The 23,614-nt window shown below is 71.2% G+C and carries 18 protein-coding genes; 9 read left to right on the forward strand and 9 right to left on the reverse strand.

The window, feature by feature from the left end; translation table 11 throughout:
* Positions 1-131: 131 nt before the first annotated feature.
* The gene (locus ACQEV2_RS13355) at positions 132-1,433 is read right to left on the reverse strand and encodes an RNA polymerase sigma factor (RefSeq protein WP_433039690.1); all 1,302 of its coding nucleotides are present in this window, start codon (positions 1,431-1,433) and stop codon (positions 132-134) included.
* A gap of 139 nt (positions 1,434-1,572) precedes the next feature.
* On the opposite strand from ACQEV2_RS13355, the gene ACQEV2_RS13360 reads away from it, so the two are divergent.
* Positions 1,573-2,199 carry a hypothetical protein gene (locus ACQEV2_RS13360; RefSeq protein WP_433039692.1) on the forward strand — a complete coding sequence of 209 codons (627 nt, stop codon included), beginning with the start codon at positions 1,573-1,575 and terminating at the stop codon, positions 2,197-2,199.
* Entirely contained in the window at positions 2,196-3,200 is a 1,005-nt protein-coding gene (locus tag ACQEV2_RS13365) for a nucleotidyl transferase AbiEii/AbiGii toxin family protein (RefSeq protein WP_433039694.1), read from the forward strand. Before ACQEV2_RS13360 ends, ACQEV2_RS13365 begins: the two co-directional genes overlap by 4 nt.
* Here the strand turns inward: ACQEV2_RS13365 and dnaG are convergent.
* The 5 genes from dnaG to ACQEV2_RS13390 all read right to left on the reverse strand — a co-directional run bounded on the left by dnaG (position 3,171) and on the right by ACQEV2_RS13390 (position 9,284).
* Complete coding sequence (gene dnaG, locus ACQEV2_RS13370; RefSeq protein ID WP_433039696.1) at positions 3,171-5,075, reverse strand: DNA primase; 1,905 nt, start codon at positions 5,073-5,075, stop codon at positions 3,171-3,173. The genes ACQEV2_RS13365 and dnaG overlap by 30 nt on opposite strands.
* 38 nt (positions 5,076-5,113) lie before the next feature.
* Positions 5,114-6,379, reverse strand: a complete 1,266-nt coding sequence (locus tag ACQEV2_RS13375; protein WP_433039698.1) for an NAD(P)/FAD-dependent oxidoreductase — start codon at positions 6,377-6,379, stop codon at positions 5,114-5,116.
* A gap of 165 nt (positions 6,380-6,544) precedes the next feature.
* On the reverse strand, positions 6,545-7,843 hold the full coding sequence (locus ACQEV2_RS13380) for a deoxyguanosinetriphosphate triphosphohydrolase (RefSeq protein WP_433039700.1): 1,299 nt from the start codon (positions 7,841-7,843) through the stop codon (positions 6,545-6,547).
* A gap of 49 nt (positions 7,844-7,892) precedes the next feature.
* Positions 7,893-8,285 (reverse strand): nuclear transport factor 2 family protein, encoded by a 393-nt coding sequence (locus ACQEV2_RS13385; protein WP_433039702.1) that lies wholly within the window; start codon positions 8,283-8,285, stop codon positions 7,893-7,895.
* Positions 8,286-8,396: 111 nt separating this feature from the next.
* On the reverse strand, positions 8,397-9,284 hold the full coding sequence (locus ACQEV2_RS13390) for a sirohydrochlorin chelatase (RefSeq protein WP_433039704.1): 888 nt from the start codon (positions 9,282-9,284) through the stop codon (positions 8,397-8,399).
* A gap of 224 nt (positions 9,285-9,508) precedes the next feature.
* On the opposite strand from ACQEV2_RS13390, the gene ACQEV2_RS13395 reads away from it, so the two are divergent.
* Complete coding sequence (locus tag ACQEV2_RS13395; protein ID WP_433039706.1) at positions 9,509-10,195, forward strand: SanA/YdcF family protein; 687 nt, start codon at positions 9,509-9,511, stop codon at positions 10,193-10,195.
* 126 nt (positions 10,196-10,321) lie between these two features.
* Positions 10,322-12,529: a molybdopterin oxidoreductase family protein gene (locus tag ACQEV2_RS13400; protein WP_433039708.1), complete on the forward strand. Its 2,208-nt coding sequence runs from the start codon at positions 10,322-10,324 to the stop codon at positions 12,527-12,529.
* Positions 12,530-12,573: 44 nt separating this feature from the next.
* Here ACQEV2_RS13400 and ACQEV2_RS13405 read toward each other — a convergent pair whose 3' ends face one another.
* Positions 12,574-13,011: a gamma-glutamylcyclotransferase family protein gene (locus ACQEV2_RS13405; RefSeq protein WP_433039710.1), complete on the reverse strand. Its 438-nt coding sequence runs from the start codon at positions 13,009-13,011 to the stop codon at positions 12,574-12,576.
* 111 nt (positions 13,012-13,122) lie between these two features.
* Here ACQEV2_RS13405 and ACQEV2_RS13410 point away from each other — a divergent pair, with 111 nt between their 5' ends.
* Positions 13,123-14,769, forward strand: coding sequence for a M4 family metallopeptidase (locus ACQEV2_RS13410; protein ID WP_433039712.1), 1,647 nt, complete (start codon positions 13,123-13,125; stop codon positions 14,767-14,769).
* A gap of 111 nt (positions 14,770-14,880) precedes the next feature.
* Positions 14,881-15,483, forward strand: coding sequence for a hypothetical protein (locus ACQEV2_RS13415; protein WP_433039714.1), 603 nt, complete (start codon positions 14,881-14,883; stop codon positions 15,481-15,483).
* 96 nt (positions 15,484-15,579) lie between these two features.
* On the opposite strand, the gene ACQEV2_RS13420 is transcribed toward ACQEV2_RS13415, so the two are convergent.
* Both ACQEV2_RS13420 and ACQEV2_RS13425 read right to left on the reverse strand, forming a co-directional pair.
* Complete coding sequence (locus ACQEV2_RS13420) at positions 15,580-19,239, reverse strand: hypothetical protein (protein WP_433039716.1); 3,660 nt, start codon at positions 19,237-19,239, stop codon at positions 15,580-15,582.
* A gap of 119 nt (positions 19,240-19,358) precedes the next feature.
* The gene (locus ACQEV2_RS13425) at positions 19,359-19,967 is read right to left on the reverse strand and encodes a hypothetical protein (RefSeq protein WP_433039718.1); all 609 of its coding nucleotides are present in this window, start codon (positions 19,965-19,967) and stop codon (positions 19,359-19,361) included.
* A gap of 529 nt (positions 19,968-20,496) precedes the next feature.
* Between ACQEV2_RS13425 and ACQEV2_RS13430 the strand changes: the two genes are divergently transcribed.
* The 3 genes from ACQEV2_RS13430 to ACQEV2_RS13440 all read left to right on the forward strand — a co-directional run bounded on the left by ACQEV2_RS13430 (position 20,497) and on the right by ACQEV2_RS13440 (position 23,385).
* Positions 20,497-21,216 (forward strand): DUF6333 family protein, encoded by a 720-nt coding sequence (locus ACQEV2_RS13430; protein WP_433039720.1) that lies wholly within the window; start codon positions 20,497-20,499, stop codon positions 21,214-21,216.
* 157 nt (positions 21,217-21,373) lie between these two features.
* Entirely contained in the window at positions 21,374-22,309 is a 936-nt protein-coding gene (locus tag ACQEV2_RS13435) for an aminoglycoside phosphotransferase family protein (protein ID WP_433039722.1), read from the forward strand.
* On the forward strand, positions 22,306-23,385 hold the full coding sequence (locus ACQEV2_RS13440; RefSeq protein ID WP_433039724.1) for an ABC transporter substrate-binding protein: 1,080 nt from the start codon (positions 22,306-22,308) through the stop codon (positions 23,383-23,385). Before ACQEV2_RS13435 ends, ACQEV2_RS13440 begins: the two co-directional genes overlap by 4 nt.
* Positions 23,386-23,614 lie beyond the last annotated feature (229 nt).

Here is a 23,614-nt window from a genome sequence, read left to right on the forward strand (position 1 = left end):
GGGGGCCGGTCGCGCAGTTCCCCGCGCCCCTTGGGTACGTGCAGCTGACGCCCCTTTTGGGGGCGCGGGGCTGTATCGATTTGCGGCTCCGCCGCGTGGGCGCGACCAGCCCCCACCGCCCGCAGCCGGCGTCAGTCCAGATAACCCCTCAGCTGATCCGCAAAGGCATGGTCCCGCAGCTTGTTGAGGGTCTTCGACTCGATCTGGCGGATGCGCTCCCGCGTAACGCCGAAGATGCGGCCTATCTCCTCCAGCGTGCGGGGGCGGCCGTCCGCCAGGCCGTACCTCAGTTGGACGACCTTCCGCTCCCGCTCCCCCAGGGTCGACAGGACCGCTTCCAGGTGTTCCCGCAGGAGCAGGAACGCCGCCGACTCGACCGGAGATGTCGCGTCGCCGTCCTCGATGAGGTCGCCGAGCGCCACGTCGTCCTCCTCGCCCACCGGGGCGTGCAGCGACACCGGTTCCTGGGCCAGGCGCAGGACCTCGCTGACGCGCTCGGGTGGGAGGTCGAGGTGGGCGGCGACCTCTTCCGGCGTGGGTTCGTAGCCGCGTTCCTGCAGCATGCGGCGCTGGACGCGGACGACCCGGTTGATCAGCTCGACGACGTGGACCGGCACCCGGATGGTGCGGGCCTGGTCGGCGAGGGCGCGGGACATGGCCTGGCGGATCCACCAGGTGGCGTACGTCGAGAACTTGTAGCCGCGGGCGTAGTCGAACTTCTCGACTGCCCTGATGAGTCCGAGATTTCCCTCCTGGACCAGGTCGAGCATGGTCAGGCCGCGGCCGACGTAGCGTTTCGCGACCGAGACGACGAGGCGCAGGTTCGCCTCGATCAGGCGTCGCTTGGCCATACGGCCCATGACGACCAGGCGGTCCAGGTCGAGGGCGAGCTGGCTGTCCAGGTCGGGGGTGTTGCTCAGCTTCTCCTCGGCGAACAGGCCGGCCTCCACGCGGCGGGCGAGTTCGACCTCCTCGGCCGCGGTGAGGAGGGGGATGCGGCCGATCTCCCGCAGGTACTGGCGGAAGAGGTCCGAGGACGGCCCGCTGGTGTCGGCGCGGGCGCGCGGCGGCAGCGGTGCTTCCACCGGCTCGGTGGCGTCGGCGCCGTCCAGCGCCTCGGCGGGCGGTTCCGCCGACTCGGCCGGCGCCTCCGGTTCCGCCTCGGGGTGGTGCGCGACACGGCTCTGCGGCGGCACCGCGACAAGAACGTCGGCGTCCGCAGCCGTGCCGGCCGTAGTGCTGTCGGTCTGGCTGAGGGTCTGGGTCTGCACGGGGGCGACCTCCAGGATGATCGCTGCCGAGGCATACGGCAGCGCTGCTTCGAGGGCGGAGTCGGCGGCCTCGCCGCTGTCCGTCCCGTACGCGATGAGCGGAACCGCGGGGGTGTGGGACCCGTTGGGAACGGATCGGCCGCGCTCCGAGGACTCAGGCACCGGAACCCAGTGTGGAGTACGACACATCGCCGCCACGAGGGGCGTGCGGTGACTTTTTGAGTCCGGTCCGTGACCGCGTGGTTACCGCCGCCCGGGAAACCCGGGTGCCGTCGCCGGGCTGGTCTGGCACGATTCCGCAGTGTCCGGATCCTTGTACGAAACCCATGTGACGGTCCGCTGCGACAGCGCGGCCGAGTCCGAGCGGCTGCGCCGCTGGGCGGCCACCGCGGGTCTGAAGCTCACCTGTATCGAACTGGCCCGCGGCCGGATGCCGTCGCAGCCGATGCTCACCCTGACCGGTTCCCCCTCCCGGGCCGCGGCGACGGCCGGTGCCGAGGAGGTCGCGGCGCGGCTGCGGGCGGACGGTTTCGCCCCGGTACGGGTCAAGACCGAGTCGGCGCCCTGGGCGCCGGAGGTGCCGGCCGGGCCGTGCGGCGGCGGGCAGTACTTCGAGCACCATGTGAAGCTGCGGCTGCCCGCGGACACGGACCTCGGCGCCCTGGCCGCCCGGGTGGTGCCGCACGGCGCGCATCTGTCGTGGAACGCGCGGCGGGTCGTCGGCGCCGGCCGGCACGAGCGGTTCGTGACCCAGCGGTGCCGCGGGGTGGACGCCGAGGGCGCCGGACACGCGCTCGATGCGCTGCTGGCCGAGCTGGCGGGGCTCGAAGTGGTGGACGTGGAGCGGGAGTTCGTGCTGTACGACAGCGATCTGTCCGTGGACGACGGGTGGATCGACGACGACCTGACGGAGGGGGTACGGGGATGAGCGGGTCCTGGCGGAACTGGAACCTGTGGCGTGACATGCCCCGGGAGGAGTTGGACGACGCCGCCCGGCGGGACCGTGAGCTGCCCCTCACCCTGCGCACGGTGCCCGGCGCGGACGTCACCCAGCGGCTGGTCTTCGACCCGGCCATGAAGCAGCACCAGAACGCCTACCGCGCGACCGACCCGGCCTTCAGCGACCCCGCTCGCACGGATGCCTGGCGGGTGGCCCGGCGCCGGGCGCTGGACCTGGTCGTCGCCGCGATCGCGCGGTCGGAGTGGGTCGACGCCCTGGTGCTGCGCGGCAGCGTGCTGATGGCCACCTGGTTCGGCGAGGCCGCCCGCGAGCCCGGCGACCTGGACTTCGTGGTCGTACCGCACACCTGGAAGATGGACGACGAGCGCACCGCCCGGATGCTCGACGGGATCGCGCACGCCGCGCAGGAGGCGTCCGGGGACGACGTCCGCGTCTCGGCGAAGGGCGCTGTCGTGGAGGACATCTGGACCTATGAGCGGGTGCCCGGCCGCCGCATGGTGCTGCCGTGGAGCGCGCCCGGACTGCCCGACGGGCACGTCCAGCTCGACTTCGTCTTCAACGAGAAGCTGCCCGAGCCGCCCGAGCTCGTGGAGCTGCCCGGCGGTGCGATCGTGCAGGCGGCCACGCCCGCGCTGTCGCTGGCCTGGAAGATGATGTGGCTGATCAACGACGCCTATGCGCAGGGCAAGGACCTGTACGACGCGGTTCTGCTCGCCGAGCGGCACCCCCTGCCCTACGAGCTGCTGCACGAGGTCTTCCGGCTCTCGGGCGAGTGGCCCTACCCCCAACAGCGGTACGTCACCCTCGACAACGTCGTGGAGCTGCTGCAGTACGTCGAGTGGAACCACTTCGTCGTCGAGTACCCGCAGTACGCCGACGACGAGCAGGCCTTCGTGGACCGGCTGATCCGGGCGGTGACGCCGACCTTCGCGGGGCGGTCAGAGGGCGGCGGCGCCCTGGACGCGTAGCGCCTGGTCGTACCGCTGGAGCACCCACAGTTCGTTCTGCACGGCGGCCAGTTGGGCCGGATCGCCGCCCGCGCCCAGACGGGTCAGCTGGCTCTGGATGTCGCGGATGCGGCGTTCCACGGCGCGGCGGCGGACGGTGACGAGTTGTTCGCCGGCGTAGTTCTCGTCGACGGTCTTGCGCATGATCGCCTCGACCGCCAGTTCCGTGACCATCGCGCGGACCTGGTCGTCGGGGGCCGCGTCACGGACGCGGACCAGGTACTCCTGCGGGTCCTGGATGCCGTACTCGGCGCCGCCCGCGTCCATGATCGCCTGGCGTACGGCGGCGTAGGGCGCGGCGGTGAACTCGTCGACGCCGTACGCGTCGAACGCCGGGGAGACCAACTCGGGCCGCTGGAGGGCGAGTTTCAGCAGCTCGCGTTCGGTGGCGTACACCGGGTTGCGCAGGGTCAGGGCCGGGCCCGACGGCCGGGACGCGGGGGCCGCGTCGTAGTGCTGTTGCGGGCCCCGGGCGGTCGGCGCCTGGCCCCGGCCGCCCCGCTCCCGCGACCAACGCGCCAGCTGCGCCACCCGCTTGACCACGAACTGCGTGTCCAGGATGCCGAGCATGCCCGCGAGCTGGACGGCCACCTCGTGCTGGGCGCCGCTGTTCTTGATGCGGGCGACGATCGGCGCCGCCTCGTCCAGCGCCGCCGCGCGGCCCGCCGGGGTGTCGAGGTCGTAGCGGACGACGATCTGGCGCAGGGCGAACTCGAAGAGCGGGGTGCGCGGTTCGACGAGGTCGGCGACCGCCTCGTCGCCCTTGGCGAGGCGCAGCTCGCAGGGGTCCATGCCGTCCGGCGCGATCGCGATGTAGGTCTCCGCCGCGAACTTCTGGTCGTCCTCGAAGGCGCGCAGGGCCGCCTTCTGGCCGGCAGCGTCGCCGTCGAAGGTGAAGATGACGCGGGCCGAGCCGTTGTCCATCAGCAGCCGGCGGAGGATCTTGATGTGGTCGCCGCCGAAGGCCGTACCGCAGGTGGCGATGGCGGTGGTGACGCCGGCGAGGTGGCAGGCCATGACGTCGGTGTAGCCCTCGACGACGACGGCTCGGCTGGTCTTGGCGATGTGCTGCTTCGCCAGGTCGATGCCATAGAGGACCTGGGACTTCTTGTAGATCGTCGTGTCGGGCGTGTTCAGGTACTTCGGGCCGTTGTCCGCCTCGTACAGCTTGCGGGCGCCGAAGCCGACGACGTCCCCGGCGATGTCCCGGATGGGCCACATGAGCCGGCCCCGGAAGCGGTCGATGGGGCCGCGGCGCCCCTCCTGGGCAAGCCCGGAGAGGATCAGTTCCTTGTCGCTGAAGCCCTTGCCGCGCAGATAGCGGGTGAGGTGGTCCCAGCCCTGGGGGCTGTAGCCGACGCCGAAGTGGACCGCGGCGGCCTGGTCGAAGCCGCGCTCGGCGAGGAAGATGCGGCCGGTGTCCGCCTCCGGGCTGGTCGCCAGCTGCTCGGCGTACCACTCGGCGGCGATCTTGTGGGCCTCGACCAGGCGGATGCGTTCGCCGCGCTGGTGGGAGGGGTTGTACCCGCCCTCCTCGTAGCGCAGGGTGATGCCGGCCTGGGCGGCGAGCCGCTCGACCGCCTCCGAGAAGGAGAGGTGGTCGACCTTCATCACGAACGTGATGGTGTCGCCGCCCTCCTGGCAGCCGAAGCAGTGGAAGAGCCCCTTGCTCGGGCTGACCTGGAAGGACGGCGACTTCTCGTCATGGAACGGGCACAGGCCCTTGAGGTTGCCCCCGCCCGCGCCGCGCAGCTGGAGGTACTCGGACACCACGGCGTCGATCGGGACCGCGTCCCGAACCGCCTTCACGTCCTCGTCATTGATCCGTCCTGCCACGCGTGAATTCTACGGGGGCGGACTGACACATCTGGGGACTAGGCGATCAGGCCCTCAAGAGCGACGTGCGGGTCCGCCAGCGCCTCCGTGTTCACCCGCGTCCTGGCACGAATCAGCTGCTGGATCGGCTCTGTGACGTCCCACACATTTACGTTCATCCCGGCGAGCACCACGTTCTCCTTCACCCAGAACGCGATGAACTCCCGCTTCCCGGCGTCCCCGCGGATCACCACTTCGTCGTACGTCCCCGGCGGCGCCCACCCGCTGTACTCCATCCCCAAGTCGTACTGGTCGGAGAAGAAATAGGGCACCCGGTCGTAGGTCACGTCCTGCCCCAGCATCGCCCGCGCCGCGGCCGGGCCGCCGTTCAGCGCGTTGGCCCAGTGCTCGACGCGCACCCGGGTGTCGAAGAGGGCGTGCGGGAAGGAGGCCACGTCGCCGGCGGCGTAGATGTCGGGGTCGGAGGTGCGCAGGTGCTCGTCGACCACGACGCCGCCGCCGTACGTACGGTCGGCGATCTCCAGCCCGGCCGCCTCCGCGAGAGCGACCCGCGGCGCCGCTCCGATCGCCGCGAGGACGTCGTGCGCCGGGTGCTCCTCACCGTCGTCCGTCCGGGCCGCCAGCACCATGCCGTCCTGGCCGACGATCTCCGTCAGCCGCCTGCCGAAGTGGAAGCGCACCCCGTGCTCGCGGTGCAGCTCGGCGAAGAGCGCCCCGAGCTCGGGGCCGAGGACGCGGTGCAGCGGGGTCGGGTTGTGCTCGACGACGGTGACCTCCGCGCCGTACTCGCGGGCCGCCGCCGCGACCTCCAGGCCGATCCAGCCGGCACCGGCGATCACGATGTGCCCGTTGTCACGGCCGAGCGAGGCCAGCACACCCTTGAGGCGCTCGGCGTGCGCGAGGCGGCGCAGGTGGTGGACGCCGGCCAGGTCCGTGCCGGGGATGTCCAGGCGGCGGGGCTCGGCGCCGGTGGCCAGCAGGAGCTTGTCGTAGTGGACGAGCGTGCCGTCCTCGCCGAACCGCACCGTCTTCGCCCCTCGATCGACGGCGTCGACGGTCTGACCGAGGTGCAGCTCGATGTCGTTGCGCGCGTACCAGGCGGGCTCGTGCACGAAGACGCTGTCGCGCTCCTCCTTGCCGAGGAGATAGCCCTTGGAGAGGGGCGGGCGCTCGTACGGGTGGTCGCGCTCGTCGCAGATCAGTATCACCCGCCCGGTGAAGCCCTCCGCGCGGAGCGTCTCGGCCGCCTTCGCGCCGGCGAGTCCTCCTCCGACGATGACGAATGTCTGATCCGCGTCGACCACTTGATGCCTCCTCGTAAGGGTGCCGCCACATGCGAGCGTCCCGCACGCAGCGTGATGCGGGAAGAGGGGGTGACCCGATCAGGCCACGCAGGGTCACTTTCGAGTGCCCGTTCGCCTCTGGTGTCTCACCGGCCGCGTCCGTGACGCCCTCGGGAAGGGTGCTCTCTACGCCCTCTGGGTGAGCCGTGCGTGCAGTGCGCGTGCCGACGCGTCCGTCAGGGACGCGATCTGGTCGACGATCACGCGCTTGCGGGCGCGGTCGTCGGGAGCCGCGTCGAACAGGGCCCGGAACTGGGGGTCCAGCCCGTCGGGCGCCCGGGCCGTGAGCGCCTCGGCGAGTTCGGCGACCACGATCCGCTGGTCGGCACGGAGCCGCTCCTGCTCGGCGCGCTGCATGACGTACCGGTCGGCGACCGCCTTGAGCACCGCGCACTCCAGACGGGTCTCGTGCGGTACGACGAGCTCGGCGCCGTAGCGGGTGAGCCGCCCGGCGCCGTACGCCGCGCGCGTGGCGCTCTCGGCGGCCAGGCAGAACCGGCCGATGAGCTGGCTGGTGGCGTCCTTGAGGCGGGCCTGGGCGACGGCCGAGCCGTCATAGCCGTGCGGCCACCACGGTTCTTCCTGGAGCCGGTCGAGGGCGGCGGCGAGTTCGGCGGGGTCGGTTTCCTGCGGGACGTACCGTCCGACGGCCACCGCGAAGACCGCCTGGCGTTCGGGCTCGGCGTGCAGGAGGTTGGGGTCGATATGGCCGGCGTGCAGGCCGTCCTCGACGTCGTGCACCGAGTACGCCACGTCGTCGGACCAGTCCATGACCTGGGCCTCGAAGGTGGTGCGGGCGCCGGGGGCGTCCTTGCGGACCCAGTCGAAGACGGGGCGGTCGTCCTCGTAGACACCGAACTTCGGGGAGGCCGGGTCGGTGGGGTGGGCGCCGCGGGGCCAGGGGTACTTGGTGGCGGCGTCGAGGGCGGCTCGGGTGAGGTTGAGGCCGACGGAGCCCTCCGGGGTGAACCGTTTGGGTTCGATGCGGGTGAGGAGCCTCAGGGACTGGGCGTTGCCCTCGAAGCCGCCGCAGTCCTCGGCGAATTCGTTCAGCGCGACTTCGCCGTTGTGGCCGAAGGGGGGATGGCCGAGGTCGTGGGAGAGGCAGGCGGCTTCGACCAGATCGGGGTCGCAGCCGAGGGCCGCGCCCAGCTCCCGGCCGACCTGGGCGCACTCCAGGGAGTGGGTGAGACGGGTGCGGGGGCTGGGGTCCCAGGCCTGGCTGTGGGTGCCGGGCGTCACCACCTGGGTCTTGCCGGCCAGGCGGCGCAGGGCCGCGGAGTGCAGGACGCGGGCGCGGTCGCGTTGGAAGGCGGTGCGGCCTGGGCGCTTGTCCGGCTCCGGTGCCCAGCGTTCCACTGACGTGGGGTCGTAGCCAGGGGGTGGGATGTGGTTTTCGTAGGGGTGTGCCGCGGTTCCTTCCATGCCTCGACAGTAAGGGCAGGGTCTGACAAATGGAGGTGAGCCGATTCGCCTATGCCCAGAACTCGTCGTACGCCACCGGATCGGTCGTCACCATCCAGCCCTCGGTGATCCGGCCGGCGTCGATGTGGAGGACCAGGGCGTAGTCCAGATCGAGCCGTCTGCCCTCGCGTGTCGCCGTGACGTGGAGCAGGGCGATCGTGTGGTCGTCGTCGGCGAGGACGTCGTGCAGCTCGGGGCGGTAGGTACCGCCCGTCAGCTGGAACTCGCGGCCGAACAGGGCGAACGTGTCGTCGCGCCCCCGGTGGTCGCCCGCCAGGAGGTTCCTGCCGCCGATGTGCCACACCACGTCCGGATGGAAGACCTCGGCCAGGGCGTCCATGTCCCCCGCCGAGAAGGCGGTCATGACGCGGTGGAAAACGGCGGCATTCGGATGATCGGGCATGTCATGCCTCCCTCGGCCTCCTTACGAACGTAAGTCGGCCGACGGACCGGGACTCGCCGTCGTTACGCCGTCCGGACCAGGCCGGGGAGCGGGGGCTCGGCGCCCGGCGCGCTAAGCCGATGCCAGTTCGGGTGCCGTGGTGGCCGGGGTCGCCAGGGTCTGGTCGTAGCGGTGGAGGAGCAGCTTCGCCATCGCGGGGTGGGTGCCGAGGGGGGCCGACGCCAGCCACGGGGCAGCCTCCGCGCACTCCGTCGCGAAGCGGCCCGGGGCCGTGAAGTAGGAGGCGATCGCCACTCTCGTGCGGCCCCTGGCCGCCAGGGCGCGGAGGGCGTCCGGGACCGTCGGGGCCGCCGTCGTCGCATAGGCCGGGACCACCGGCACGCCCAGGCGGTCGGCGAGGAGCTGGGCCGTACGGCCGGTGTCGACCTTGGACTCCGGGTCGCGGGAGCCCGCCGCCGCCAGGACCACCGCGCTCGCGCGGCGCGTGGCGTCGTCCATCCCGGTGCGCCAGCCGGCCTCGACCAGGCGGGCGTACAAGGCCTCCACCAGCAGGGGGTGAGGGCCGAGCGCGCCGGCCACGCGGGCGCGTACCCCTGACTCGGCGGCCATCTCGGGGATGTCCCGCTTGATGTGGTAGCCGCGGCTGAGGAGGAGCGGGACGAGGATCGCCTCGCGGTCGCCGAGGGCGGCGAGGGTGTCCGGGAGCAGGGGGTCGTTCAGCTCGATGTGGCCGAGGCGGACCGGCAGGGTGGGGCGCAGCTCACGGACCTTGTCGAGGAGCGCGCTCACGGTGCTCAGGGCGCGCGGGTCGCGGCTGCCGTGGGCCACGACGACGAGCGCGGGCGGTTCGGGGCGGCGCCTGCCGTCGAGCGAGACGAGGCTGAGCTGGCTGGCGAGCTGGCTGCTGATCCGGTTCATGATGTGCGCCGTACTGTCGAGGTGGGCCCCCGGGCCGGGGAGGGTCGTGGACTCGTCGCGAGGAGGGTTCGACGCCGTCATGGATCGATGGTGAGGGCGGGACGTTGCCTCCCCGTTGCGCGTGAATAACGGGTGTTTACACCGGGTTCACCGCGGGACTCCCAGGCTGTGTGAGGTGGCTTGACCTGCGGGTTCGGCAGGCGGAGTGAAGCTGGTCACATGGCGGGCGGCGAACCGCGGAGGCCTACAGAACGTCCCTGAGTGTCGAGAACAGGCCGTGAGCCGACCGGGAGGGGACCGTTCCGATGCGCCGACCCGAGCTGCGCCGACCACGACTGCCGCGCACCCGCACCGGGCAGCGGCGGCTGGTGCAGGCCGTCGTGCTCGGGTGCGTGCTGGCGCTGCTTCCGGCCACCTGGATGCACGTCGTGACCGGCGACCGGCTGCGGACCACGGCCGACGTGCCGCGCACCGACGTCGCCGTCGTCTTCGGTGCCGGGCTGTGGGCGGGGGAGCCGTCCCCGTACCTCGCGCACCGGCTCGACGCGGCGGCCGAGCTCTACCGCGCGGGCCGGATCAAGGTCGTCCTCGTCACCGGTGACAACAGCCGGGAGGACTACGACGAGCCGGACGCCATGCGCACGTATCTGACCCGGCACGGCGTGCCCGACTCGCGCATCGTCAGCGACTACGCCGGCTTCGACACCTGGGACTCCTGCGTCCGCGCCAAGAAGATCTTCGGCGTCGACGAGGCGGTGCTCATCAGCCAGGGCTTCCACATCCGGCGCGCGGTCGCGCTGTGCGAGGAGGCGGGGGTGGCGTCGTACGGCGTGGGGGTCGACGAGAGGCACGACGCCACGTGGTACTACGGCGGCACCCGGGAGGTGCTCGCGGCGGGCAAGGCGGCCCTGGACGCCGTCTTCGAACCGGATCCGCGGTTCCTCGGGCCGAGGGAACCGGGGGTGGCTCGCGCACTGGCCGGCGGCCGCTGAAGCACCCCAGGGGCCGCGCTCCCGGCGGAGCCTCACCGCGGCCGCCAGGCGACGGGGAGGTCACCGTCCCGGCCGTGTAACAGGGATCCGTCCCGGACGTAACACGCTCGACTCACGCTGGACGGTATGCCGAACTCCGCGACGCCCACGCACTGCCCGTACTGCGCCCTGCAGTGCGGAATGAACCTCACGCCCTTGCAGGACGGGGGTGTCGCGGTGGTCGAGCGCCCGGACTTCCCGGTGAACCGGGGAGCCCTGTGCAGCAAGGGCCGTACGGCACCGGCGGTGCTCTCGTCCCGGGTCCGCCTGACCTCCCCGTTGGTGCGCTCCGGTGGCAGGCTCGTGCCCGCCACCTGGGACGAGGCGCTGGACCGCATCGCCGAGGGCCTGAACCGCACGCGTACGGAACATGGCCCGGACGCGTGCGGGGTCTTCGGCGGAGGCGGTCTGACGAACGAGAAGGCGTACAGCCTGGGCAAGTTCGCGCGGATCGTGCTCGGCACCTCGCAGATCGACTACAACGGCCGCTTCTGCATGTCGTCGGCGGCCGCGGCCGGGATGAAGGCGTTCGGGCTCGACCGAGGGCTGCCGTTCCCGCTGGAGGACATCCCGAGGACGGGCTGCGTGATCCTCGTCGGCTCGAACCTGGCGGAGACGATGCCGCCGTCGCTGCGCTTCTTCACCGAGTTGAAGGAGAACGGCGGCACACTCATCGTCATCGACCCGCGCCGCACCAAGACCGCCGAGCAGGCCGACCTGCACCTGATGCCCCGGCCGGGCACCGACCTCGCGCTGGCCCTCGGCCTGCTGCACCTGGTCGTCGCCGAGGGGCGGGTGGACGAGGAGTACGTCCAGGAGCGCACGGTCGGCTGGGAGGACGCCCGGGCCGCCGCGATGGCGCACTGGCCGGAGTACGTGGAGCGGATCACGGGGGTGTCCGTTCCGCAACTGCGGGAAGCCGTACGGCTGTTCTGCGAGCCTGAGCACGCGATGGTGCTGACGGCACGCGGACCCGAGCAGCAGTCCAAGGGCACGGACACGGTCGGCGCGTGGATCAACCTGTGCCTGGCGACGGGACGGGCGGGCCGGCCGCTGTCCGGGTACGGCTGTCTGACCGGGCAGGGCAACGGGCAGGGCGGGCGCGAACACGGCCAGAAGGCCGACCAGTTGCCCGGCTACCGCAAGCTGGACGACCCGGCGGCGCGGCGGCACGTGGCCGAGGTGTGGGGCGTGGACCCGGACAGTCTGCCCGGGCCGGGGCGCAGCGCCTACGAGCTGCTGGACGCGCTCGGTACGGACATCCGGGCACTGTTGCTGATGGCGTCCAACCCGGTGGTGTCGGCGCCGCGCGCGGCACACATCGAGGAGCGCATCAAGTCCCTCGACTTCCTGGCCGTCTGCGATGTCGTGCTGTCGGAGACGGCAGCGCTCGCGGATGTCGTCCTGCCGGTCACGCAGTGGGCGGAGGAGACGGGGACCACGACCAACCTGGAGGGCCGGGTGCTGCTGCGGCGGCGCGCGATCACTCCTCCGGAGGGGATCCGCAGCGACCTGGAGGTCATGCACGAGCTGGCCGCTCGGCTGGGGGCGGAACCGGGGATGGAGAAGAAGTTCCCGACCGACCCCGAGGAGGTCTTCGAGGAGCTGCGCCGGGCGAGCGCGGGCGGCCCCGCCGACTACTCCGGGATCACGTACCGGCGGCTGATCGAGGAGAACGGGGTGTTCTGGCCGTGCCCGGCGGCCGTTGACGGCTCGACCGCCTCGGACGATTCGGATGATTCGGACGCCACGGAGGACTCCGAGGATGCCTCGCTGGACGCGCCCGGCGACGACGACCCGGGGCAGGGCGACGACCTGGCCGCCGGTGTGCACCCCGGCACGCCCCGCCTCTTCCTCGACCGGTTCGCGACTCCGGACGGCAAAGCCCGTTTCGCCCCCGTCTCGCACCGCTCGATCGCCGAGGAACCCGACGACGAGTACCCGGTGCTGCTGACGACCGGGCGGGTCGTGGCGCAGTACCAGTCCGGCGCCCAGACCCGCCGCGTCGACGAGCTGAACGCCGCCGCGCCGGGCCCGTTCGTGGAACTGCACCCCCGGCTGGCGGCGCGGCTCGGGGCGGCCGAGGGCGACCCGGTGGCCGTGGTCTCGCGCCGGGGCAGGGCGGTGGCCCCCGCCCGCATCACGACCGGCATCCGCCCCGACACCGTCTTCATGCCGTTCCACTGGCCGGGCGAGGGCCGCGCCAACACCCTGACCAACCCGGCGCTGGACCCGACGTCGCGGATGCCGGAGTTCAAGGCGTGCGCGGTGCGGGTGGAGGCGGTGAAGCCGTAGCCGTCCGCGTCCGGTCGGGCAAGCGGGGCGCGTGACTGCGTGACTCAGCCGCGCGGCCGGGTCGCCCAGTCGCCGCCCTCGATGAGCTTGCCGTGCGCGCGCAGGCGAGCGGCGACGGACGGGGCGGCGACGTACACCCAGGCCTGTACGGCCGTTCCGTCGGAGTCGCGGATCACCTGGCGGGCGATGCGGTCGTAGAGGTTGCGCGGGTCGTCCGGGGCGTACTCCTCCAGGCGGTCGAGGGCGCCGAGCAGCGCCGGATACTCCTCGGGGCGCGCGGTGACCAGGTCGCCGTACACCGTGCCGCTTCCGTCCGGTTCCTCGACGGCGTACGGATAGCCCGGACCGTCGTACAGCGCCGCCCCGACCAGGCGCGCCGGTTCCTCCACGAGCGTGCGTCCGCGCAGGAAGTGGTCGTGGTTGGGCTCGCCGGGGCGCAGGGTGCCGTAGACGAAGAACGGGAGTCGAGGAGAGAGGGTCACGGAAACGATTCTCTCCCCTCACACACCTCCACGGATTCACCCTGGTCATGGCATGTGCACGCCCCCTTGAATCTGGGTCATCTTCAGTTACCGCCCAGTTCAAGGAGACCGATGAGTCGGATACGGCTGTATGTCCGAGGTTCCCGTCTCACCACCGCCGGGGTGGCCGCCGCCGCCACGGCCCTGCTGGCCACCGCGCTCTCCCCCGCCGCCGGCGCGGACGACAGGCCGACCAGGGCGAGCGCGCTCGAGAACGCGGCGTCGGTCCTGCTGGAGCGTGCCGCGGCCCTGGGGCTGACCGCCGCGCAGGACACGTCCGTACGGGACGTCGTCATCGACGCCGACGGCTCGCAGCACGTCCGCTACGACCGGACGTACCGCCAACTCCCCGTCCTCGGCGGTGACTTCGTCGTCCACCTGGCCAAGGACGGCACGTACCGCGGCGCCTCCCGCGCCACCAAGGGCGCGATCTCCCTGTCGGGCATCACACCGGAGGTCTCCGCGCCGAAGGCAGCCGACCTCGCGGCGAACGCGCTGCGTGCCGTCAACCTCGGCGAGACGCTGAAGCGGCTGACGGCCAAGCCCGAGCTGGTCGTCGACGCCCTGCACGGCGCCCCGAGGCTGGCCTGGCGGACCAATGCCGTCGCCCAGGACTCCCTCGGCAACCCGGTCGCCCGCACGGTGCTGACGGACGCCCGCACCGGCGCGCAGATCGACGCGTGGGACAGCATCGAGACGGCGTCGGGCGACGGGAAGTCGCTGTACGGCGGCACGGTGCCGTTGGAGACGACGGCGTCCGGATCGACGTACCAGTTGAAGGACCCGACGCGCGGCGGCACGTACACCGGTGACGCCGCGAACAAGACGGACCTGTGCCTCCTGACCGTGTGCCTCAACCGCGCCCCGGCGACGGTCTTCACGGACGCCGACAACCACTGGGGCACGGGTACGACGGCCGACCGCTCGACGGCCGCGGTGGACGCCCAGTACGGCACGGACATGACGTGGGACTACTACGAGGACGTCCACGGCCGCAAGGGCATCGGCGGCGACGGCAAGGGCTCCTTCAACCGCGTTCACTACGGGAACAAGTACAACAACGCCTTCTGGGACGACAGTTGCTTCTGCATGACGTACGGCGACGGTGACGGCACCCAGCTCGGGCCGCTGGTGTCGCTGGACGTGGCCGGCCACGAGATGACGCACGGCGTGACCTCGAAGACCGCGGCACTGACGTACTCGGGCGAGTCCGGCGGCCTGAACGAGGCGACCTCGGACATCTTCGGCACGCTGGTGGAGTTCCACGCGGGCAACGCCTCGGACCCGGGCGACTATTTGATCGGCGAGAAGATCGTCCGGTCGGGCTTCGGGCGGGAAGCCCTGCGCTACATGGACAAGCCGTCGAAGGACGGCGACTCGGCCGACTGCTGGAGCGCCACGACCGGGACGCTCGACGTCCACTACTCGTCCGGCGTCGCCAACCACTTCGCCTACCTCCTCGCCGAGGGCAGCGGCGCGAAGACGGTGAACGGTGTCAGCTACAACTCGCCCACCTGCAACGGCTCTTCGGTTACCGGGATCGGCCGGGACAAGCTCGGCAAGATCTGGTACCGCGCGCTGACGGTCTACATGACGTCCTCGACGAACTACGCGGGCGCCCGTACGGCGACGCTGAACGCGGCGAAGGACCTGTACGGGTCCGGCAGCGCGGAGTACGGCGCGGTGGCGGCCGTCTGGAGTGCGGTCGGCGTCGGCTGAGGGCGGAAACAGGTGTGGCCGATCGCCATGCTCTTGTCACCGGGGTCCGGTAGGAAGGGGTTCTGAAGAGACACCATCCAGACGTTCCGCATCCACACGTGAGGACGAACCGTGCCCTTCGACGATGTACTCGACCGCCTCGACCGGTGGCTGGAGGCCAACGCGCCGGACGAACTGCGCGTCCTCAACCCGCCCGCGACCCCGGCGCAGATCGGCGAGATCGCCGAGAACCGGTTCGATCTCCATCCGGAGCTGCGGCTCTGGCTCTCCCGGCACAACGGGGTGTCCACCTGGGCGCGGCCCGGCGGGCCGGGAGGGCTGCTGCCCGGGGGGCACTATCCGCTGGACGCGGAGGGGATGAGGCTCGGGCAGCGGGACATGGAGCAGGAGGTGGCCTGGAGCCTGGAGGACGAGAACGAGGAGTTCGTCGTCGGTGCCACGGCGCATGTCCGGTGGGTGCCGCTGGGCAGGACGATCGTGGGGACACAGCTCGTCGTCGACCACCGGGAGGGGCCGACCGAAGGAGCGGTCCTGGAGATCGACCAGGACCTGGAGCTGTGGGGCGTGGTGCGCTGGAAGAGCGTGGCGGCGATGTTCGAGGAGACGGTCGAGTCCCTGGAGACCGGACGCCCTGTGGTGACCGCGACGGGCGAGGAGATCCGCGCCGAGTACGTCCATGAGGACGACGACACCTGGCAACTGGTCTGGCGCTGACGTGGAAGAGGGGGGACCGGCGGTCGTGCCGGTCCCCCCTGTCACGCCGGTGATGTCACAGGCCATGTCGCAAGTGATGTCACAGGCGCTGTCACATCAGGGGCGCACCACGCACACGTCCTCCGTGTTGCAGCCCTCGTAGCCCGGTACCTCGATGTAGAACTCCTCCCCGTCCAGCACCCGTGCCTTGGTGTAGAAGCCCGACAGGCCGGGTCCGCGGCCCGCGTCGCCGTTCTGTTTGCCCGGCATCGAGGCCCGCCCGCAGATCTCCTTCCACGTGGGCGGGTCGTACCGCTCGTCGTCGAAGAGCCGCCAGGTGCCGTCGTCCTGCTTCTCGGCGTACAGCTGGACGCAGATGCCTCCGTTGACGACCGGCGTGGGGACGCCTCCGCTCTCCCGGGTGGCCGCGAAGGGGAACTCGTCGCACTGCACGCCCTGGGTGTCCGGGGTGGCGTCCGGGTGGGCCGTCCATTTGCCGGTGCCGGTCTTGTTGCAGATCGTGTCGCGGTTGTGCTTCTGCTGGTCCTTGTCCATCAGGCGGTGCATCGGCTTGCCGTGCTTCTTGCTGCCCGGATGGTCGGCCAGTTTCTCGCGCAGCACCCAGTAGTAGGCGGCCGCGGCCGGATACCGCTTGGTGTTGGTCTCGAACGTCGGTATGTGCTTGCCGAGCACACAGCCGGTCGAGTTGTTCACGGCGACGGAGTTGTCACACGTGACCTGGTCCCAGAAGGTCCACTCCGGCTTGACGGCCTGGACCGCGCCGGTCGCCTCCGGAGAGCTGGCCTTGAAGCTGAGGAACGTTCCGCGGTCGAAGTCCCGGGACGTGCCGGCCGTCGGCGTGGTCCAGGTGAACTTCTTGGTGGCCGACGCCCAGTGCTTGTCCGTGATGGGGGCCCAGGTGGTCAGGCCGTTCCAGGTGCCGACGTACCCTTCGTCGCAGTCGGGCGTGCAGATCGCGTCCCAGTACTCCAGGGAGACGGTGCCCAGCGCCGCGTCGATGGACAGCGGGCTCATGAACAGCCGCTCCCGCCACTCCTTCTTGTTCTCCAGCAGGAACTCCTCGCGGACCATGAAGGTGGCCGTGCCCACCGTCTTGTTGTCGACCGTCCACCTGATCAGGACGGCCAGCTTGTGGCAGCCCTCACGGCGCGTGATGGTGTAGCCGGAGACCGTCGGGTCGTCGCACCAGGGCACCAAGGGGGCGTCGGCGTCCGCGGCTCTGCTGCGCGGCTGCTTCCAGGCGTCGGCGCCGTACTTCTTGATGTCGTAGTCGCGCGAGATGCACTGGCGCACGCCCTCGCGGTCCGTGTCGTAGCAGTGCTCGTTCTTCCTCGACACGCCGATCACACCGTCGGGGTTCGGCTGCTTCTGCCGGTCCGTGTCCTTGAACTCCGGGTCCGGGGCGTCGGGGTCGGCCTCCGGGATGATGATGTCGGGCACGAAGTCCCAGTCGCCGGGCTCGAAGGCCACCGCGTCGAAGGCGATGTCCTCGTCCCCGGTGCCGTCCTTGGTGAGGGTGCTGAGCCTGACCTCGGGCACGATGCCCTTGGTACGGAAGATGCCGAGCTTCACCCAGCGGTTGCTGTCGCCGGGCTGGGACAGGGTCTTGCTGCGCCAGCCGTTGCGGGTCTTGACCTCGTACCTGGCGAACTTGGTGTGCGCGCCGTGGTCGGGGAGGTGGACCCAGACCCGGGCGTCCTTGTCGAGTTCCCGGTTCAGCTTCCAGGTGCCGGTGATCTTCAGCCGCTGGCCCTTGGCGTCGTTCTGCCGGGTGTGGCCGAAGTAGAAGTGGCCGCCGAAGCCCGCGCCCAGCTGGTGGAGGTCGACCTTGGCCGGGTAGACGGTCTCGACCGCGTTGTTGGCGAAGTTGAAGGAGAAACTGCCCGAGTTGGTCCAGGAGTTGGAGCAGTTCGGCCGGACCACCGGGGTTCCGGCGGGGACGTCGTCGACGATGAGGGCACTGCCCGGCAGGCCGTTCCTGGAGCAGGTCGGCGGGTAGGCGGTGCCGTCGGCCTCCTCCGGCGTGCTCTCGCCGAAGCGGATGAACTCGAAGCCGCAGGTGTCGACGCAGTCGCTCTTCCAGGTCACCGGCTTGTTCCACCAGCACTTGAAGTCCGACCGGCCACAGGGCCCGCTGGTCGTGGTGTCGTTGGAGGCCCCGTCGGAGATCCGGCCGGGGGTGCAGGAGTTGGAGGAGTCGCAGAACGCGCCCTCGGGCGCCTTGACGCGGGACCGGTTGTACTTCGCGCTGCCCTTGACGCCCACGCCCTCGTTGGTGCCGTTCCAGGTGGACTGGCGGAAGGCGGGGACCATCACGCCCGGGGACTCCAGGAAGGACGGCGGGTGTGCGGCGAAGCCGAGGACCTTCTCCTGGTAGGGCCAGTTCTGCGGGCGGGCCGCGGCGCTCGCGTCGTCGTCGCCGGCGGCGTTCTCCATGAACGGCAGCCGTCCCGCGTCCCACTCCGGGTTCGCCGGGTTGTTGAACCAGCCCAGGCCCCAGGGCTCGGACCCGCTCTTGGGGTGGAAGCCGGAGTTGTAGGCCCACAGGGCGAAGTACCAGTTCTCGGGCCGGCCGTTGGCGCCGTGGTTGGCGATCAGGCCCGCGGCGCGGGTCTCGTTCCACTTGGCGATGAGGGTCTGCAGACCCGCCGCGATGTTCGCGGTGTAGTCGAGGGCCGCGGCGCGCTGCTTCTGGTACGGCCAGGCCTCGCCGCCGTGTCCGTCCTCCCGGCCGGCCATCCGCATGTGGTCCGTGATCTGCGTGATGCCGTAACCGCAGTCCGCCTCGGCGAAGTTGACGTCCCAGTCGTTGCCGGTATCGGCGTCGTAGAGGTCGATGCCGTAGTAGTTGCCGATCAGCGGGTTGGCGGTGACGCCGGGCACCGCCGATCGGGCGGCCTGCCACATGTTGGATTCCTGTGTGGTCACGCCGAGCATGACCTGCGCGATGGCACGGCCGCCGCCGTTCAGCGCCGGGTTCAGGAAGAGCGTCTGCGGCTGGTAGGCGGGCATGCCGAGGTTCTTCCAGTTCGCCGGCCGCGAGATGTGGGTGTTCAGCAGGCCCTTGACCGCCATGTTCACGGCCCACTCCACCTGGCGGGGCTTGGGCTGCATCGCCTGGTTGCGCGGGTCGTTGCGCGGTACGGAGCAGGTGCGCTCCTCTTCCACGGGGTTGCTGGGGTCGCCGCCGGCGCGAGCGGACCTGGCTTTGTTCCCGGAGATCTCGTTCGCGGAGGTCTTATTCGCGGAGGTCTTCTTGCCGGAGCCGGAGGATATCCCCGGTGACAGGTCCCGGCCCTGGGCCGCGTACGGCGAGACGCGCCGCGTGGGGTCCACGGTGAAGGAGACCCTGTGCCCGGAGCCCCGGACCGTCATGGACAGCTTTACGGGACGGGCCGAGGTGGCCTCGCCCGGCAGCAGGAGCGTGCCCTTGCCGTCGGCCCAGGTGGTGTGGCTCAGGACGGCCTCACCCCGGGTGGAGACGGTCACGTCCTTGGCGGTGCCCGCGAGCCTGCGCACCTCGGCGGGGAGCCGCTTCGCCACCGGCGCCGTCCTGCCGGTCACGTACACGGTCCCGGCGCTGCGGGTCAGTCCCGTCTCGGTCGCGGGGCCCTGGGCCAGCACGGCCGCGCGGGTCGTCCGCGCGCTCGGGCGGGTCACCGCGGCGGCGGTGACGTGCTTGACCTTGGTGGTCGCGCCGCGCTTGTCCAGGAAGGCGAGCCCGCCCGCGCTGTCCGGGGTGAGCCGGTAGGGCACGCCGTCGGTGCGGACGACGGCCTTGCGGGCGCCCGCGGAGTCGATGCGGACGACTTCGGCGCCGGAGGCCGCGGCGATGGAGCCGCCCGCGACCGGGACGGCCGAGGTGATCTGCCCCTTCAGCTCAACCGGCTTGCCCAGCTTGCCCGTCGACGTGTTTCGCCGGGCAGGTCCTCGCCGCCGGACTGGGTCAGGACGGCCGTCTCCCCCGTGCCGCAGCCCGGGTTGTAGTACGACAGCGACGCCTTGAGTTTCAGCTTCGTCACCCGGCCCGACGTCAGGTCGACGATCGCGGTGAAGGCGCCCCGGGCCATCAGCTGCGGCTTGTTGGTGAACGTACGCGGCGCGTAGACCACGACGGCCCGCTTGCCCGAGCCGGTCACACACACGTTGCCTATCCAGGCGTCCGCTTCCAGACCCGGCTCGGACAGCGTCGCCGTACTGCGCCAGGTGTAGCCGTCCTTCTTGTGCGCGGTGAGGAGGTGGAAGCCCTCCGCGTCACCCGACGTGGTCCACGCCAGGTCACCCGACTCCCGCCACTCCTTGCCCAGGACCGCGGCACGCCTGGCCGGCGGGACGGCGTCGGGGGCGGCTTTCGGCTGCGCCTCGGCCGTACTGCTCGCGGGTGCCGGCTCATCGGCCCAGGCCACGGCCGGCACCAGTCCCGCAAGCACAACTCCGGACGCCAGCACGGCGAGCGGCGCTCGCACTCGTCTGCGGAATCTCAACAGCTCTCCTTTTTCGGGGGTTATGGCGCGAGCGCGTACATTTCCGATCCGGTGGGTCGGGAGAACGGAGAGAGTGCCCGTACGGCGATATGCGTCATGACGGGCCGAACGTGAAGGCGCGCCCTTCAGGACACGCACTGGTGAACTTCCGTCGACGGGACCGCAGTCACGGAATCAGAACTGGGCGCCGCTCATTCCTCATGCCGACGCCGCGCCGATGGGACGCACTGGACCCCCCGTTCCCCCACTGTGGATCGCGCGCTTCACCGGCGGTCCGCAGAGTGGTCGGCTCCGCTCCGCCGGGCGCGGGGTCACTGTAGGCGGAGCGCGAATGGGTCGCACAAGAGTGCGAAGCAAGGATGGCAAGAAAAAGCCACACAGATCACGGCCGACGCTACGCACCTCACAGGCCACAGCAAGCGCTCACCTGTGCGGTAGCTGTGAGACTGCCGCGCGGACGGCTCAAGCCACCTGAGCGTTTATCGGCCAAGCCCGCCGGGGCCGATCCCGGCTGGCTACGGTGACCCGCATGACCGGCGACAGTTTCTGGACCCTCCCGCCCGACCGCATGGTGCGTGGTTCCCTGGGCCACTGCAACATCACCGTCCTCCTCCCACCGTTCGGCGTGGAAGCTCGCGCACTGCCCGCCAACGACCCCGCTCGGGCCGCGGAGTTCGCCGCGTCGTTCGGAACCGTGGAGGAGGTCCTGGAAGAGATCGGGTCCCGGTCGGCCCTGGACGTGCCGTACCCGGAAACCCGGACCGACCTGGACATCGTCCAGGCCGCCGCATGGGGGCACGCCCTCGGTTTCAGTGACCCGGCCCTGGCCGACAACGGCAACGACACCCCGCTCCTGACCGAGGCCGGCAGGCTGCGCGAGCGCTACCCGGACGCCCGTATCGTCGGCCGCGTTCACTTCCACGGCGGGGCGGACCACACCGAGGACATCGTCTGGCTGCCGGACGGGGCCATGTTCCACGCCTCCGGCTGGCCCGGTGACGTGCCGTTCGAGGTGACCGGCGACCCGGACGCCATCGCCTCCGCCCTCGGCATCCCCGCCCGGACGCTCAAAGACCTCGGCCTGGACGAGGAGGACCCCGCCGACGTCGAATGGGCCGGCTTCGCCGCGCTGGCCCTGGGCGAGGCCGACCCCTGGTGCTGGGAGCAGCTCCGGACCACGGCTTTCCGCGTGCAGCACACCGAGTTCGCCACGCTCACGATGGAAGAGCTGTACTTTGCCGGCGGCTGACTGAACTGCCCTGCGGGGGTGGGGCCTCGGGGCGTAAAAGCGGTGGCAGCGGCAGTACGGGTCCGGATACGCTCCGCGCCTCCTGTCCGAGCCGGCTGCCCGCCCCGCCTGACCGTGCGGCCACGCAACCGCCCGCCCCGAGCCACCACGGAGCCGTATGCCGTCGCCCACGAAGACACGCAAGATGCACGCCGACGAACTGGACATCGACGAGACGCTGGTCGCCCGGCTGGTCGCGGAGCAGTTCCCGCAGTGGGCCGAGCTGCCGGTGACCCGAGTCGCCTCCGCCGGCACGGACAACGCCATGTACCGGCTGGGCGCCGACATGGTCGTACGGCTGCCGCGGGTCCCCGGCGGGGCCCGCCAGATCGACAAGGAACACCGCTGGCTGCCGCGCCTGGCCCCGCACCTCCCCCTCACCGTCCCGACACCGATCGCGAAGGGCGAACCGGCCGTCGGCTATGAACTCCCCTGGGGCGTGTACCACTGGCTGGAGGGCGAGAACGCCTACGAAGCGCCGCTCACCGAACTACGGGACGCCGCCGAGGAGTTGGGCCGCTTCGTGGCGGCGCTGCGGAAGGTGGACGCGGTAGGCGGTCCGCCGTCCTGGCGCGGCGACCCGGTGCGCAAGCACGACGCGTACCTCCGCACCGCGATCCAGGACCTGAGCACCGCCGGAACGCTGGACGCCACGGCGGCGACAGCGACCTGGGAGGACACTCTCCGCCTCCCCCAGTGGGACGCGGCCCCCGTCTGGCTCCACGGCGACCTCCTCCCCGGCAACCTGCTGACCTCCTCCGGCCGCCTCACCGCCGTCATCGACTTCGGCGGCCTCGGAGTCGGGGACCCGGCCGCCGACACCATCGCGGCATGGACGGTCTTCGACGCCGAGACCCGCGAGGTGTTCCGCGCGGCGGCCGACGTAGACGATGCGACGTGGGCGCGGGGGCGGGGGTGGGCGCTGTGCTTCGGCTTGATGGCGGAGCACTACTACGGCGACACCTGCGGGAACGGGACGAATCCGGTGCTGGCGGCGGTGGGGCGGCGGGCTGTGGGCGAAGTGCTGGCGGAGTGTGGAGGCGGCGGGCGATGACGGACAGATCAGCCATCCGGATCGGTGTTCTCGCTCCGCTGACCCGTCCCGGCTGGGTCCAGGCCGGCCGGCACCTGCTCGCCGGCCTCGAACTGGCCGTCGGCGAAGTCAATGACGGCGGCGGGATCGGCGGAAGGCCGCTCGAGGTGGTGGTCCGGGACACTGCCGCCGATCCACAGAGGGCCACGGCGGCCGTGGACGAACTGGCTCGCCTGGGCGTGGCCGCCTTGGCCGGGGAGTATCACAGCGTGGTCGCTCGCGCCGCCACCACCAGGGCCGACGCGCTCGGCGTGCCGTTCCTGTGCTCGTCGGCGGTTCTCGACGCGCTCACCGAGGAGCCGACGGAATGGGTCGCGCGCCTTTCCCCGCCGCAGTCGCATGGCTGGCAGCTCTACGCGGACTTCCTCCTCGGCGCGGGCCACACGCGAATCGCCGTCGCAACCGAACCGAGCGTGTACTGGGCGTCAGGGGTCCGCATCCTTCGGGACCGCCTCGCTCCACGCGGCGGCACCGTCATCGAACTCGATGCGCGCGCACTCGCCCCCACGGCCGTGTGCGACGCACTCGCCGACAGCCGTGCGACAGCCCTCCTTCTGCTGGTCGGCTTCCCGGAGCCGGCCGTGTCGATCGTCAGGTCCGTCCGCCACGACCAGCGCCTCGCCGAGATCATGATCGGTGCTCCGGCCGGGCAACCGGAGTTCGCCGAATGGTCGGCGTCGCTGGGCGACGACAGTGCCGCGGTCCCGTTCCTGCGCTACCTGCCCGAGCGTCTCAGCCCCCTCGGTGAACGAGTCGAGAAGGCCCTCCTTGAGCGGCTGCCCGAAGTGCCCTCGTTCGTCGCGTTCGAGGGCTACGACACGGTCGCGATCCTCGCCGACATGCTGCGTTCCCACGGCTCGGACCGGGCGCGCATCGCCGCATCCTGGCCGCACGTTGCCGTCGAAGGAACCCGCGGGCAGATCCGGTTCTCCCGCACCCCCGGCATCAGCGTGTGGCAATGGGCCGGCGCGCCGATCCAAGTCGTGGATCGGGATCCGGCACAACCCGACCGCTTCCGGGTCCTCCACGCCACCTGAGAATGCGGGGAGGCTGCGACCCGCGGCTTGAGGCTCACCCTGACGGTCACCCGTTCACACCCCTGCCCCTCCGCCCATCGGGTTCTCCTCCACACCATGCCGCGCACCCGGCCATGACCTGCTGAAACACCACCGCATCAGCGACCCCGCCCCGCCTTCCTGCCACCCGTTCACCCCATTTTTGACGCTCTCTCAGGAAGCGCCCCGGCCCCTCTGCCCCTTACCTCGG

Source organism: Streptomyces sp. CA-251387 (assembly GCF_050936625.1).
GTDB lineage: Bacteria > Actinomycetota > Actinomycetes > Streptomycetales > Streptomycetaceae > Streptomyces.